Origin of the sequence: Phytobacter sp. SCO41 (assembly GCF_003073275.1) — a bacterium.
Lineage (GTDB): Bacteria > Pseudomonadota > Gammaproteobacteria > Enterobacterales > Enterobacteriaceae > Phytobacter > Phytobacter diazotrophicus.
On sequence record NZ_CP027225.1, the window covers coordinates 428124 to 442036 of the forward strand.

At 54.6% G+C, this 13913-nt stretch carries 16 protein-coding genes; 12 read left to right on the top strand and 4 right to left on the bottom strand.

Translation table 11 applies throughout. The features are described from left to right. The first annotated feature begins 118 nt into the window (after nt 1–118). The 12 genes from C5523_RS01945 (at nt 119) to trpS (ending at nt 10266) form a co-directional block, all read left to right on the top strand. Nucleotides 119–904: a DNA utilization protein HofM gene (locus C5523_RS01945; RefSeq protein ID WP_108700526.1), complete on the top strand. Its 786-nt coding sequence runs from the start codon at nt 119–121 to the stop codon at nt 902–904. Next, the gene (locus C5523_RS01950; protein WP_071194944.1) at nt 904–1443 is read left to right on the top strand and encodes a PilN domain-containing protein; all 540 of its coding nucleotides are present in this window, start codon (nt 904–906) and stop codon (nt 1441–1443) included. The genes C5523_RS01945 and C5523_RS01950 overlap by 1 nt, the downstream gene beginning before the upstream one ends. Then, the gene (locus tag C5523_RS01955) at nt 1427–1891 is read left to right on the top strand and encodes a hypothetical protein (protein ID WP_108700527.1); all 465 of its coding nucleotides are present in this window, start codon (nt 1427–1429) and stop codon (nt 1889–1891) included. Before C5523_RS01950 ends, C5523_RS01955 begins: the two co-directional genes overlap by 17 nt. Further along, complete coding sequence (locus C5523_RS01960; protein ID WP_223878753.1) at nt 1878–2234, top strand: HofP DNA utilization family protein; 357 nt, start codon at nt 1878–1880, stop codon at nt 2232–2234. The genes C5523_RS01955 and C5523_RS01960 overlap by 14 nt, the downstream gene beginning before the upstream one ends. Further along, nucleotides 2197–3435, top strand: a complete 1239-nt coding sequence (gene hofQ / locus C5523_RS01965; protein ID WP_108700528.1) for a DNA uptake porin HofQ — start codon at nt 2197–2199, stop codon at nt 3433–3435. The genes C5523_RS01960 and hofQ overlap by 38 nt, the downstream gene beginning before the upstream one ends. Before the next feature lie 294 nt (nt 3436–3729). Further along, entirely contained in the window at nt 3730–4251 is a 522-nt protein-coding gene (gene aroK, locus C5523_RS01975) for a shikimate kinase AroK (RefSeq protein WP_035892101.1), read from the top strand. A 55-nt stretch (nt 4252–4306) separates the two neighbouring features. Continuing rightward, nucleotides 4307–5395 carry a 3-dehydroquinate synthase gene (aroB, locus tag C5523_RS01980; protein WP_071194942.1) on the top strand — a complete coding sequence of 363 codons (1089 nt, stop codon included), beginning with the start codon at nt 4307–4309 and terminating at the stop codon, nt 5393–5395. 90 nt (nt 5396–5485) lie between these two features. Further along, nucleotides 5486–6811, top strand: a complete 1326-nt coding sequence (damX, locus tag C5523_RS01985; protein WP_071194941.1) for a cell division protein DamX — start codon at nt 5486–5488, stop codon at nt 6809–6811. Nucleotides 6812–6936: 125 nt separating this feature from the next. Next, on the top strand, nt 6937–7758 hold the full coding sequence (dam, locus tag C5523_RS01990) for an adenine-specific DNA-methyltransferase (protein ID WP_041851393.1): 822 nt from the start codon (nt 6937–6939) through the stop codon (nt 7756–7758). Nucleotides 7759–7837: 79 nt separating this feature from the next. After that, nucleotides 7838–8515, top strand: a complete 678-nt coding sequence (gene rpe / locus C5523_RS01995; RefSeq protein ID WP_041851394.1) for a ribulose-phosphate 3-epimerase — start codon at nt 7838–7840, stop codon at nt 8513–8515. Further along, nucleotides 8508–9269, top strand: coding sequence for a phosphoglycolate phosphatase (gene gph / locus C5523_RS02000; protein ID WP_041851395.1), 762 nt, complete (start codon nt 8508–8510; stop codon nt 9267–9269). The genes rpe and gph overlap by 8 nt, the downstream gene beginning before the upstream one ends. Beyond that, on the top strand, nt 9262–10266 hold the full coding sequence (gene trpS / locus C5523_RS02005; RefSeq protein WP_041851396.1) for a tryptophan--tRNA ligase: 1005 nt from the start codon (nt 9262–9264) through the stop codon (nt 10264–10266). The genes gph and trpS overlap by 8 nt, the downstream gene beginning before the upstream one ends. Nucleotides 10267–10380: 114 nt before the next feature. Here trpS and C5523_RS02010 read toward each other — a convergent pair whose 3' ends face one another. The 4 genes from C5523_RS02010 to frlB all read right to left on the bottom strand — a co-directional run bounded on the left by C5523_RS02010 (nt 10381) and on the right by frlB (nt 13894). Next, nucleotides 10381–11112, bottom strand: coding sequence for a GntR family transcriptional regulator (locus tag C5523_RS02010; RefSeq protein ID WP_041851397.1), 732 nt, complete (start codon nt 11110–11112; stop codon nt 10381–10383). Nucleotides 11113–11208: 96 nt separating this feature from the next. Then, nucleotides 11209–11994, bottom strand: coding sequence for a fructoselysine 6-kinase (frlD, locus tag C5523_RS02015; RefSeq protein ID WP_108700529.1), 786 nt, complete (start codon nt 11992–11994; stop codon nt 11209–11211). Continuing rightward, a complete protein-coding gene (gene frlC, locus C5523_RS02020) occupies nt 11991–12821 on the bottom strand; it encodes a fructoselysine 3-epimerase (RefSeq protein ID WP_071194939.1) in 831 nt (276 codons plus the stop codon). Before frlC ends, frlD begins: the two co-directional genes overlap by 4 nt. Before the next feature lie 50 nt (nt 12822–12871). Beyond that, complete coding sequence (gene frlB / locus C5523_RS02025; protein ID WP_108700530.1) at nt 12872–13894, bottom strand: fructoselysine 6-phosphate deglycase; 1023 nt, start codon at nt 13892–13894, stop codon at nt 12872–12874. Nucleotides 13895–13913: the final 19 nt, after the last annotated feature.

Below are 13913 nucleotides of genomic sequence, written 5' to 3' on the forward strand. Positions count from 1 at the left end.
GAGGATTCCCATTTAGTTTCATTTGGGCAGTTTATAAACAACCGCGCGGTAGTATAAATGCAAGCCTGATGCATTGATATAGCCGTCATCTTTCCTGGCGATAAGGAGGTCGCGATTTATGGCATTCGGGCACTGGCAGATTGGACTGCATATTCAGCAAGATAGTGTTTTCATCGTCGCATTAACCCCAGGCAGAACAGGGTTGGCGCTACGCCGTTGGTGGCACATCCCGTTACCATTGGGCACAGTTGAAAACGGGCAGCTTAAGGCTCCACAACAGTTGTTGACCACGCTCTTACCGTGGCGAAAATCGTTACCGCAGCGCCACCGGGTACGGCTGGCATTTCCGGCAGCGCGCACATTGCAGCGTAAGCTCCCCCGCCCGGCAATGGCCTTGCGGGAAAACGAACTGGCAAGCTGGGTTTCTCACGCCATGGCGCGTGAACTTGAAATGGCAGCGGCAGATTTGCGTTTCGACTATACCGAAGATTCACTGGCGCAGGCCTATAGCGTGACGGCGGCGCAGCATAAAGACGTGGCCGAAATGCTGGAACTGGCAACCTCTCTGCACCTGAATTTGACCTCCCTGACGCCTGATGCCTGCGCGTTACAGCATCTTGTCCCTTTTTTACCGCCTCCGGCACGTTGTCTTATTTGGGAAGGCGACGCGCAATGGCTGTGGGCAACGCGCACCGGATGGGGGCGTCGGTCGCACGAAGATCAGCCCACCGTAAACGCGCTAAGCGCAAGCCTCGGGCTGGACATTGCCGACGTTGCGCTATGCACAGCGGCAACGCCCGAGTTTGACCCCTGGAGCGTCCTTGTGCAGCGGCAACCGCCTTTACCGCCAAATGGCATGCGTTTCGCGGTAGCGATTGGCCTGGCCCTGGGAGCGGTTCGCTAATGGAACAGATGATCAACCTGCTGCCCTGGCGAGAGCAGCGGCAACAGGCATGTCGGCGCTTTTGGGGGCAACTGCTGGCGTATGCTGTGGGCCTGATGGCGCTGATTACCCTGGTGTTTCAGGTAAAGGCAGGCCAGGACAAGCAGATCGCTACGTTGTGGCTGCAATCTGACGCGCAAATGCTGTCAGCGCTTAAGGCAAAACAGCCGCATTTCCAGGCGCAACACCAGTTGTGGTTAAAACAGCAGGCCAGAATGCAGCGGCACAACCAGACCCGTCAATGGCAGCAGCGGCTGGCAGAACTGGCGGAAAAAATGCCCGACAGTGCCTGGCTTACGGAGGTGCATTTTCAGCAAGGGCAACTCAGCGTGTCGGGGATTGCCAGAACGTTTCAGTCATTAAGCGAACTGGAGCAGGCGCTGGACACGACCGCCGGTTTTCGTCTTCGCCAAACCGGTTCGACCGGGCGAGATGCGCAAGGGCGCTGGCAGTTTCACTATCAGCTTAATAAGGAAGATGAGCATGCCGCGCAGCCTTGATCTCTGGTACGCCCTCTCGCCCGTAACCCGTGCCGGGTACGGATTATTGCTTATGGTGCTTCTCCTGCTTGCGGTGTGGTGGTGGCAGATTCAGCCCATAACGCGTGAACAAACGGCACGGGAGCAACAATATCTTGTGCAGCAGGCGGCATTGCAGGAAAGCTGGCGAGAGATCCTGGCCCTTAAACCACCGGAGATAGCGCATGCTCAAGCAGATATCCCAAAGGCCTTTTCACCGCTGGATTTTCATACTCCTGATGCCCAACTGATTGGCTGGAGTCCTGCCCATCGGGGGGGCGAGATGGTGCTGGAGGCGCAGTGGGTATCGATTCCCCGGACGTTTTCCTGGCTTGCCGAACGGCAAATGCTCGCACCTGCTTTTTCCATCACCGCGCAGGACAAGGCGCTGCGTTTTGTGCTCCAGGTGGAGAGCGATGATGGCGGCTAAACGCATCGCAGCGTCATGTTTGCTGGTGCTAATGCTGGCGGGTATGCGTGATCCTTTCAAGCCGCCTCCCGATCGCTGCATGGTCAGCCAGCTTGCGCTTTGGCATTACCAGGGCGTGGTAAGCAGGTCTCAGGCCGCGACAGGGATTGTGCGCGATCCCGCCGGCAGATGGCGACGCGTGCAGAAGGGGGAAACGCTTGCGGGAGGCTGGCGCGTGTTGGAATTTAATAAAGAAGAGATGCGCATCGCGACAGGGGAAGGTTGTGAACCCGCGCACTGGCGCTGGAAACGAGAAGGATCTCAGCATGAAAAGAACAGCAGTAGTGGCCCTTTGCCTCAGTAGCCTGGCGGCGAGCGCGGCAACACCTGCACCCGTGACATTAATGGTGGATGATGTTCCCGTCACCCAGGTCCTACAGGCGCTTGCCGGGCAGGAAAAACATAATCTGGTGATCTCGCCGGACGTCAGCGGGACACTCTCCTTGCATCTTGTCGATGTTCCCTGGAAGCAGGCACTGAACACGGTGATTGCCAGCGCAGGGCTGACACTACGCAGAGAGGGCAACATCCTGTATGTGCATTCCGCAAGCTGGCAACAGCAACAGTACGATGCGCGTGAGGCGGCGCTGGAAAAGCAAAAACAGAGTCTGCCGCTGGAAGAGCGTAGCCTGACGCTGCGTTATGCGCAGACCAGTGAGTTGGCAAAGGCTGGCGAAAAACTCCTTGGGCCAAAAGGAACGATCACGGTAGACAATCGGCTCAACCGGCTGTTGCTTCGCGATCATAAGGCCTCGCTTAACGTACTGGAAAAGTGGGTTGCGCAGATGGATTTGCCCGTTGAACAGGTTGAACTGGCCGCACACATTGTCACCATAAATGAAAAGAGCCTGCGTGAACTTGGCGTGAAGTGGGGGCTGGGGGAGGCGACAAAGCCCGGAAAACGCGGGCAGGTGTCATCGCTTTCTAGCGATCTGTCGGTTGAAAGTGCCAGCACCCGGGTTGGTTTTAATATCGGCAGTATTAACGGGCGGTTGTTGGATATTGAGTTATCCGCACTGGAACAAAAACAGCAACTGGAGATCATCGCCAGCCCACGATTACTGGCCTCTCACATGCAGCCTGCCAGCATTAAACAAGGCAGTGAAATCCCATACCAGGTCTCCAGCGGCGAAAGCGGCGCAACGTCGGTAGAGTTTAAAGAAGCGGTGCTGGGTATGGAGGTGACGCCGACCGTGCTGCCTGATAGCCGTGTGCGTCTCAAGTTGCGTATTACCCAGAACATGCCGGGCCAGGTGCTCCAGCAGGCTGATGGCGAGGTACTGGCGATTGATAAACAGGAGATTGAAACCCAGGTCGAAATAAAAAGCGGTGATACCCTGGCGCTGGGAGGCATTTTCTCACAAAAGAACAAGCTCGGTTCCGACAGTGTACCAATTTTAGGGGGGATACCCTGGTTTGGCCGACTGTTTCGTCATGATGGTAAAGATAATGAGCGCCGTGAACTGGTGGTCTTTATTACACCAAGGCTCGTGCCAGTTCGTTGATCGATACATATTCTGTATCGCTTTTTCTGCCTAACTCGCTACAGGTGTTTGACGTGAGAGATGATTTAGCTTACAAGGAGTACCGATTTGAGCGTCAGCTATCTCCGTCTTACCATAAGTAGTGTTAACGTCTGGTCGGCAATTTATTCAGTTGCCAAACCAGTCTCAGTACTGAGATAATTTTTGGTCTGACTCTCGCACTATCGCATATGAGGTTTCAGTTCATGTCCGGCTTCGCACGGTGTCTACGGAGCGGATTTATCATCAACGAATAGTCTTAGTAGTACCGAAAAAATGGCAGAGAAACGCAATATCTTTCTGGTTGGGCCTATGGGTGCCGGCAAAAGCACTATTGGGCGTCAGTTAGCTCAACAACTCAATATGGAATTTTACGATTCTGATCAAGAGATTGAGAAACGAACCGGAGCTGATGTGGGCTGGGTCTTCGATGTAGAAGGTGAAGAAGGTTTCCGCGATCGCGAAGAAAAAATCATTAACGAGCTAACGGAAAAACAGGGAATTGTACTGGCAACCGGTGGTGGCTCTGTGAAGTCTCGCGAAACCCGTAATCGTCTCTCCGCCCGTGGCGTAGTGGTTTATCTGGAAACCACTATCGAGAAGCAGCTGGCTCGTACTCAACGTGACAAAAAACGTCCGCTTTTACAGGTGGAAACGCCGCCGCGTGAAGTGCTGGAAGCGCTGGCTGATGAACGCAATCCGCTGTATGAAGAGATTGCCGACGTTACCATTCGCACAGACGATCAGAGCGCGAAAGTCGTCGCAAACCAGATTATTCACATGCTGGAAAGCAACTAATTCTGGCGTAATACACAGGCCTGCGGGTTTAAGCAAATAAGGTGGATGTCGCGTCATGGAGAGGATCACAGTCACTCTCGGGGATCGTAGTTACCCTATCACCATCGCGGCTGGTTTGTTCGACGATCCAGCTTCCTTCTCGCCCCTGAAATCCGGTGACCAGGTCATGCTGGTCACTAATGAAACGCTGGCTCCACTCTATCTCGACAAGATTCGCCATGTCCTTGAAAAGGCCGGTATCAAAGTCGATAGCGTGGTTTTACCCGATGGTGAGCAGTATAAAAGCCTGACGGTGCTGGACTCGGTTTTCACTGCGCTTTTGCAAAAACCTCACGGTCGTGACACAACACTTGTCGCGCTGGGTGGCGGTGTAGTGGGCGATCTGACCGGTTTTGCCGCAGCCAGCTATCAGCGTGGCGTGCGTTTCATTCAGGTCCCCACAACGTTGCTTTCGCAGGTCGACTCTTCTGTTGGCGGCAAAACGGCGGTAAACCATCCACTGGGCAAAAACATGATTGGCGCGTTCTATCAGCCAGCCTCGGTGGTGGTGGATCTCGACTGCCTGAAAACGCTGCCTGCGCGTGAACTTTCCTCTGGTCTCGCCGAAGTTATCAAATACGGCATCATCCTTGATGGCGCTTTTTTTGACTGGCTTGAGCAAAATCTGGACGCGCTGTTGCGTCTGGATGGCCCGGCAATGGCGTACTGTATTCGCCGTTGTTGTGAGCTGAAAGCCGAAGTTGTGGCGGCTGACGAGCGGGAAACAGGCTTACGTGCTTTACTGAATTTGGGGCATACCTTTGGGCATGCCATTGAAGCCGAGATGGGTTACGGCAACTGGTTGCATGGTGAAGCTGTCGCTGCTGGAATGGTGATGGCAGCACGTGCCTCCGAGCGTCTTGGGCAGTTCAGTAAAGATGATACCCAACGCATTATTACCCTGCTTGAGCGTGCAGGTCTGCCGGTTCATGGACCGAAGGAAATGACCGCACAGGCATATATCCCGCACATGCTGCGTGACAAAAAAGTTCTGGCCGGCGAGCTACGTTTGGTGCTCCCGCTGGCAATAGGGAAAAGCGAAGTTCGTGGCGGAGTGTCACAAGACGTTGTACTTGGCGCTATTGCTGATTGTCAGCAGGCGTAATTTATTAGAAAGGTCTTGCTGCGCGTGCGTGGCGTTTAACTTCGGGCGAATGCAATTGTTGTTAGCATGAGCCTTTGAGTGGGGTGTTAAATGGATGAATTCAAACCAGAAGACGAGCTGAAACCCGATCCCAGCGATCGTCGTACTGGTCGTTCTCGTCAATCTTCTGAACGTGTTGATGAGCCGCAGATCAATTTTGATGATGTTGAACTTGATGCTGACGAGCGTCGCCCTTCGAGAACACGTAAGACGCGCGATGATCGCGAAGAATACGCAGAAGAAGATTATGAAGCGGAAGAAAACTCACTGGACGAGGAGCGCGCAGAGCGTCGCCCACGTAAGCGTAAAAAAGCCGCCGCCGCAAAACCTGCATCACGTCAGTACGTGATGATGGGGGTCGGTGTTCTGGTGCTGCTGCTGCTGATTGTCGGCATCGGTTCCGCATTGAAAGCCCCTTCCAGCAACAGTACGGCCCAACAGAGTTCATCTGGCAGTAAAAACATCGACCTTTCGGGGAACGGTGGTACTGCCGATCAGGCTAATGCTACTCAGCCCGCGCCGGGCACCACCTCTGCAGAACAAACTGCGGGTGCTGCACAGCCGACGACGGGCAATGGCAATGGAGCGCAGGATATTTCCCTGCCGCCCATCTCCTCTACGCCTTCTCAAAGCCAGGCACCTGCAACCACGGGTGCCCAGCAGCGTCTTGAAGTGCAGGGTGATTTGAACAACGCGCTCACTTCGCCGCAAAACCAGGCGCAGATCAACAACGCGGTGGCAAACAGCACGCTGCCGACGGAACCTGCAACCGTTGCGCCAGTACGTAACGGCGGCGGGAATGCGACTCATACCGCAGCAACCGCAGAAAACCATACGGCAACGACTCGCCCGGAACACAAACAAGCGGTTGTCGAACCGAAACCACAGCAGCAGGTTAAACCGCCGGTGGTGAAGGCAGAGCCGAAAGCTGTTGTTCAGGCTCCGGCAGCGCAACCGAAAGTTGTGGCCTCTGAACCGGTCAAAGCGCCGACCGTGGCCGCGACGACGCCGAAAGCGACAACCAGCACGACTGCACCTGCGGCACCGGCAGCTACTGCTGCTGCACCTGCAGCCAGTGCGAGCGTGGCGACGGGTAACGTGGGCTCACTGAAATCTGCGCCAGCCGACCATTACACACTGCAGTTGAGCAGTTCTTCTAATTACAACAACCTGAATGCCTGGGCCAAAAAAGAAAATCTGAAAAACTTTGTGGTTTATCAGACAACACGTAATGGCCAGCCGTGGTATGTATTGGTCAGCGGTGTGTATGCCTCTAAGGATGATGCAAAACGCGCTGTTGCTGCACTGCCATCAGATGTTCAGGCTAAGAACCCGTGGGCCAAGCCTATTCATCAGGTACAGGCCGACCTGAAATAATTTCACGTCACAACATCATTCAGGCAGGCCACACCCAGGCCTTGCCTGAATGATAACGTGTATAAAGCGCAGGATGCTGTCGGAGCTGTCTCCACAGCCGGAGAGAGTGTAATCAATCATCCAGCATGAAAAAAAATCGCGCTTTTCTGAAATGGGCAGGGGGAAAGTACCCTCTGCTTGCCGATATTGAACGACATTTGCCAAAAGGCGAATGCCTGATCGAACCCTTCGTTGGTGCTGGCTCGGTATTTCTCAATACTTCATTTTCCCGTTACATTCTTGCGGATATCAACAGCGATCTGATTGGCCTTTATAACATCGTCAAAGAACGCGCGGATGAATATGTTCAGGGCGCGCGGGAGCTCTTTACGCCTGCGACGAACCAGTCGGAAACTTATTATCAGTTGCGCACTGAGTTTAACCAGAGCCAGGATCTTTTCCGGCGCGCGCTGTTATTCTTGTACCTTAACCGCCACGGCTATAACGGCCTGTGTCGTTACAATCTGCGCGGCGAATTTAACGTACCCTTTGGCCGCTACAAAAAACCGTACTTCCCGGAAGCTGAGTTGTACCATTTCGCGGAAAAGGCGCAAAATGCCTTCTTCTATTGCGAATCCTATGCCGAGAGCATGGCGCGTGCGGATGCGAATTCGGTGGTCTATTGCGATCCGCCTTATGCTCCGCTCTCAGCCACGGCGAACTTTACGGCGTACCATACGAATAGCTTTACCCTGGAGCAACAGGCCCATCTGGCGGCCATTGCCGAGAGCCTTGTGAATAACCGGATCCCGGTACTGATTTCCAACCACGACACCGCGCTGACGCGTGAGTGGTATAGCCAGGCGAAACTGCACGTTGTGAAAGTACGACGCAGTATCAGCAGCAACGGTGGGACACGTAAAAAGGTGGATGAACTGCTGGCGCTCTATCGCCCGGCAACTGTCTGAGCCAGAGCGGCTTCGCCGTCAGAAATGCGTTTGTCTACACCCTGTAAAATGAATGTAGATTCTTCTCAAGGAGATGCGGATGACACAGTATTTGATCGCCCCCTCGATTCTGTCGGCTGATTTTGCCCGTTTGGGTGAAGACACTGCCAGTGCGCTGGCTGCCGGTGCCGATGTGGTTCACTTCGATGTAATGGACAACCACTATGTGCCGAACCTGACCATTGGACCGATGGTACTGAAATCGCTGCGTAAGTACGGTATTACGGCGCCGATTGACGTGCATCTGATGGTGAAACCGGTTGATCGTCTGGTGCCGGATTTCGCCGCCGCCGGGGCAAGCATTATTACGTTCCATCCGGAAGCTTCTGAGCATGTTGATCGTACGCTGCAATTGATCAAAGAGAACGGCTGTAAAGCCGGTCTGGTCTTTAACCCTGCCACGCCGCTGAGTTATCTGGACTATGTCATGGATAAGCTGGATGTCATTTTGCTGATGTCAGTGAACCCTGGCTTCGGCGGTCAATCCTTCATTCCACATACGCTTGATAAACTGCGCGAAGTGCGCCGTCGGATTGATGAATCCGGTTTGGATATTCGCCTGGAAGTGGATGGCGGTGTGAAGGTCAGCAACATCGCTGAAATAGCCGCCGCAGGTGCAGATATGTTTGTGGCGGGCTCGGCGATTTTTGATCAGCCGGATTACAAAAAAGTCATTGATGAAATGCGCAGTGAATTGGCAAAGGTAAGTCATGGATAAAATGCAGGTAATTCGTGGAATAGCCTTTGACCTCGACGGTACGCTGGTAGACAGCGCGCCGGGGCTGGCGGCAGCGGTAGATAACGCATTATATGCGCTGGAACTGCCTCAGGCGGGTGAAGATCGGGTCATCACCTGGATTGGTAATGGCGCAGATGTGCTGATGTCACGCGCTCTGACCTGGTCGCTGCAGGAGCGCAACGCGCAACGCGCTGCGTCCGGTAAACCGGCGATTAACCATGCGGATATTCCACAGGAAGAGCAGGCCGTGATGCTGCGTAAGCTGTTTGACCGCTACTACGCTGAGTCGGTGGAAGAGGGCAGTTTTCTGTTCCCTGATGTGGCCCATACGCTGGCTGCACTGCACGAAAAAGGTTTCCCGCTGGCGCTGGTCACCAACAAGCCTACGCCATTTGTTGCCCCGCTCCTTGAAACGCTGGGTATTGCGCACTATTTCAGCGTGGTCATCGGTGGTGATGACGTGAAAAACAAAAAGCCGCATCCGGAACCGCTGCTGTTGGTGGCGGAAAAGCTGGGTCTGGCGCCGAACGAATTGCTGTTCGTTGGCGATTCTCGTAATGATATTCTCGCCGCCCAGGCTGCCGGCTGTTGCTCTGTCGGCATGACCTATGGTTACAATTACGGCGAAGCCATTACATTGAGTGAGCCGGACTACGTGTACGACCGCTTCAACGAACTACTGCCCGCACTCGGGCTCCCGCACAGTGAAAATCAGGACGTGAAACATGACTAAACCCATCGTATTTAGTGGCGCACAGCCTTCAGGTGAATTGACCATTGGTAACTACATGGGTGCGCTGCGTCAGTGGGTAAACATGCAGGATGACTACCATTGCATCTATTGCATCGTTGACCTGCATGCCATCACCGCGCGTCAGGATCCTGAAAAACTGCGCAAAGCGACCCTGGACACGCTGGCGCTCTATCTGGCATGCGGTATCGATCCTGAGAAAAGTACCATTTTCGTTCAGTCACACGTGCCGGAACATGCACAGTTGGGATGGGCGCTGAACTGCTACACCTATTTCGGCGAACTGAGCCGTATGACCCAGTTCAAGGATAAATCAGCGCGTTACTCCGAAAACATTAACGCCGGTCTGTTCGATTATCCGGTACTGATGGCTGCGGATATTCTGTTGTACCAGACCAATCAGGTTCCGGTCGGCGAAGACCAGAAACAGCACCTGGAGCTGAGCCGCGACATCGCCCAGCGTTTTAACGCGATCTACGGCGACGTCTTTAAAGTGCCGGAGCCGTTCATTCCGAAATCCGGCGCGCGCGTGATGTCCCTGCTGGAACCAACGAAGAAAATGTCCAAGTCTGACGATAACCGCAATAACGTTATCGGCCTGCTGGAAGATCCGAAATCGGTGGTGAAGAAAATCAAACGTGCGATGACCGACGGTGACGAGCCACCGGTCGTGCGTTACGACATCCAGAACAAAGCGGGCGTTTCTAACCTGCTGGATATTCTCTCTGCCGTAACCGGCCAGAGCATTCCGGAACTGGAGCAGCACTTCGAAGGTAAAATGTATGGTCATCTGAAAGGCGAAGTCGCGGACGCCGTGTCCGGTATGTTGACTGAGCTGCAGGCGCGTTATCACCGCTATCGTGATGACGAAGCGTTTTTGCAGAAGATCATGAAAGAGGGCGCTGAAAAAGCCAGCGCCCGTGCGTCTGAAACGCTGAAAAAAGTCTACGAAGCTATTGGGTTCGTGGCGAAGCCGTAAGTCCGCCGGTGCGTATGTTCCCCTCTCCCCAATGGGGTGAGGGGATCGACTGTGCAGGATGGATCCGGATGGTTGTCCGAATAAGACGTTTACGCCGCATCCGGGATCTCTTACCTACGCGTGCTGGTTATCAATCGTTAGCGTAATACGGTTCGCGCGGCAGAAAAGTTCGGAAACATGGACCGGTTTACTGTTTTGATCGAAGGCGATTTTGCTGATGCGAAACAGCGGCTCGCCCAGTTCGCACTTAAGCCACTGCACCTGTGAACGGGTGGCGGCGAAAATATCGATCGTCTTTTTGTCGCTCACTACCCGCGTGTCAAAATGTTTTTGAAATAGCTGATAGGTTGATTCTCCCTCGCTGTAATACGCGTCAAATTGCGGATAGCGTGACAGCGGGATCCATGAACTGTCGATAAATAGCGGTTCCTTGTCCAGATACATCACCCGGCTTAAGTGGAAAACTTCACTGTTACCCGGAATGTTAAGCTTTTCGCAAAACGGCGCGGCAGAGATACGCGCCTGTTCAATCACCTTTTCTTTCGTCGGTTTGCCCTGCGAGACGCCAAAATCGGTAAAGCCGCTGACGGTCAGCAAGGCATTTTCCACCTTCTGGCTTTGTACAAACGTTCCTTTCCCCTGCCAGCGAATCAACACCCCATCTGCCACCAGATCGCTTATGGCCTTGCGGATCGTGATCCTGCTGACGTTGTACTGCGCGCACAGTTCACTTTCGGTGGGGATCTGTTGTCCGGCTTTGTAGACGCCCTGGGCAATGTCATCCAGCAGGCGCTGGCGAACCGTGGCGTAGAGCAGTTGGTGAGAATAGCGGTCCGTAGCTGGCATGGCTCAACCCTGAAAAGAATGGAATAGGGGAATTATAGGGTTGTTTATCAGCGAGTAACAGAGCGCTGGCATGATGCGGCTCATGCCAGCACAGTATTACCATGCGCCATGGTATTGAATGGTACGCGCCGCGCTGAATGTACCCTGCTCCATTGCCACAGTCAGCGGCCTGCCGCAGGCCACAGCGCAGAGGAAGCCTGCAATAAACGAGTCCCCTGCGCCCATGGTATCGATGACATCAACGCAAGCCGCGGCCTGGCGGTAAAACTGCTCGCCATCCCAGGCGATGCTGCCATTTTCACCCAACGTGACGACAGCGATGCCTGCGCCGTGCGCAACTATCGCCTGCATTCGCTCCCTTAACGCCGTGTCCTCCTGCGGCGCCGAGGCGAAGGCAAAATCGAGATGCGGCGGCAGGGTTTGCCAGAGCGGGCTGTCCCATTTATCGGCAAAGTCAAAAGCCGTCAGCTTGCCCGCCGCATGCAGCCGGGGAAAGGCGCTTTCAGCGTGTCCCCAGATAGCGGAGTGAATAATGTCATAGCCATCAAGCCAGGCAAAATCACTCTCCTGCAGAGTGAATTCTGCCATGACACCTTCGGTATAGTCGCCCAGCACCCGATCATTACCTTTCAGCTCTACCTGCGTTTGCGCGGTGACGCCGCGTTTGACATGCACATGGCTGGTGTCGACCCCCATCTTTGCCAGGTCGTCCTTTAACATCCGACCATATTCGTCTTCACCAACCCATGTCACACAGCCAGGCTGCATGCCGTAACGGGTGCTGTAAACCGCAACATTCACCGCATTGCCGCCGGAAAAGGCTTTACCGAGATGCGGATAGATGTCGACACAGTTATCGCCAATGGTCGCCAGCCGTTTCATGCGCTTTCCTCCGGCAGCAACGCGCGAAAGCGCTCCAGTGCCTGACGGGCAAAGAGACGCGGCTCGTTCATGTACATGGTCACCAGCTCGATCGTGCAATAACCGTTGTAGCCGCTGGCGATAACATCGCGCATCAGCTCCCGCAGCGGCATTTTGCCTTCACCGGGGATATAGTGGCTGTCGCTTGCGCCGTCGCTGTCGACGATATGCAAATGGCGAAGTTTATTCCCCAACTTATTGAAGTAACTCATCACCGGTTCGCCTTGCACCCAGGGGGCGCAGATATCAATCATGCTGTACAGACGTGGCGAGGGGACAAGCGAGAAAGCGCGTAGCACGTCATTGGCATTGCAGACCACGTTGGACTCATAGGGCGTAAGTGGTTCGAGCACCAGATCCATCTCAATGTCCTGCGCATACTCGCACAGTTCATGCAGGTTATCGGCCAGACGCTGCCAGATTACATCCGGTGTGGTCAGATAGCCGGCATGGGCAGCGGAAATCAATGTGAAGCCTGCGCCCATCTCTTTGGCCATATCCATCGCCAGTTTGATCATATCCAGGCTTTCGCGGCGCATCCGTTCATCGCCCAGCATCATATTCCACGGGTAGCCGTTGGTCTCTGGCGTGTAGCCGATAATGGGCAACTGGTATGTGCGGGCGAGTGCTTTGATTTGCTTAATCCCTCCCGCTTTCAAATCGGGGGCGAAAGCGTGGGGACGCCCGCCCCACAATTCGATACCGTCATAGCCCAGTTCATGCGCGTCGCGAAACGCCTCTTCCACCGGTAAACGCTGGTGACCGCAGGTAAACATGCCTGTTTTCATTGCTCTGCTCCTTTTAAGGAAAACCGGCCCGGTCGGGCCGGATAGCGAAATCAATACTCCACAAGGCCGCCGTAATAGCGACGATCATCCGGGTTGTGATCTTTGTAAATCGACAGGTAGTAGCAGAGCCACTCCATCGGCACGAACATCAAGAAGGGTGCCAGCCATGGGTGCAGGCCCTGGGCAATGTCGGCGTAATCAATCACGATGACGTTATCGGTACGCTCTTTGACGAAGCGGATGGCACGCTCAGTGGTGTGGCGGCTTTCGTCATTGCCGAGCAGGAACAGGAAGGGGACGCCAGGCTCCACCACTTCAAGCGGGCCGTGGCGGAATTCCCCGCTCTCAATAACCGAGCCGTGTGTCCAGGTAAACTCCATCAGGGTAACAATCCCTTCCTTGTAGCCCAGCGGGCGCAGCGGGCCGGCGGAAACGGTGTAGATCATCGGCCATGAGCTTGCCTGCTCGCCAAGCTGACGACCTTTCTCTTCCCAGTTACGCACCAGGTAGCCCAGTGCCTGCGGCAGTTTCTGCAGATCGGTTTTGATTTTGCCAATTTCCGCATTCGGCGCGAGGCGGGTCACCATCTCCAGTACCACGCTGTAGCAGAGCAGCAGATGGATTTCCCAGATGCAGTCGGCCTGGTAGTCCACAACATACTCCACCGGGACGGTGATCGGGCTGTCCGGTTTTTTAGTAAAGGCAGCGGTCAGTGCGCCACAGGCACGGCCTAGTTCCAGCGCTTTAATGACCTCTTCGGTTTTGCCGTAATCCGATACCCCTATCACCGCGCAGCGGTTGTCCAGGCGGTGCGGGGTGTTATCGCAAAACTCCCAGCCAGACATCGCGTAAACCTGTAAATCGGAATAACGATCCGCAAGATGCTTCGCCGTTTGCGCAGCGTTGAGCGGCGAGCCACAGGCCACGAAATAGATCCGGTCAATGCCGCGACGCAACATTTCATCAACGATGCCGTGAACGCGGGGAACATCCTGTTGCAGAACTTTCTCCACTTCCGACACCATATTTTCGGTAACCAGGAAATCCACGGTGCTTTTATCAATATCCAACATGTAACGTTTCTCCAGACGG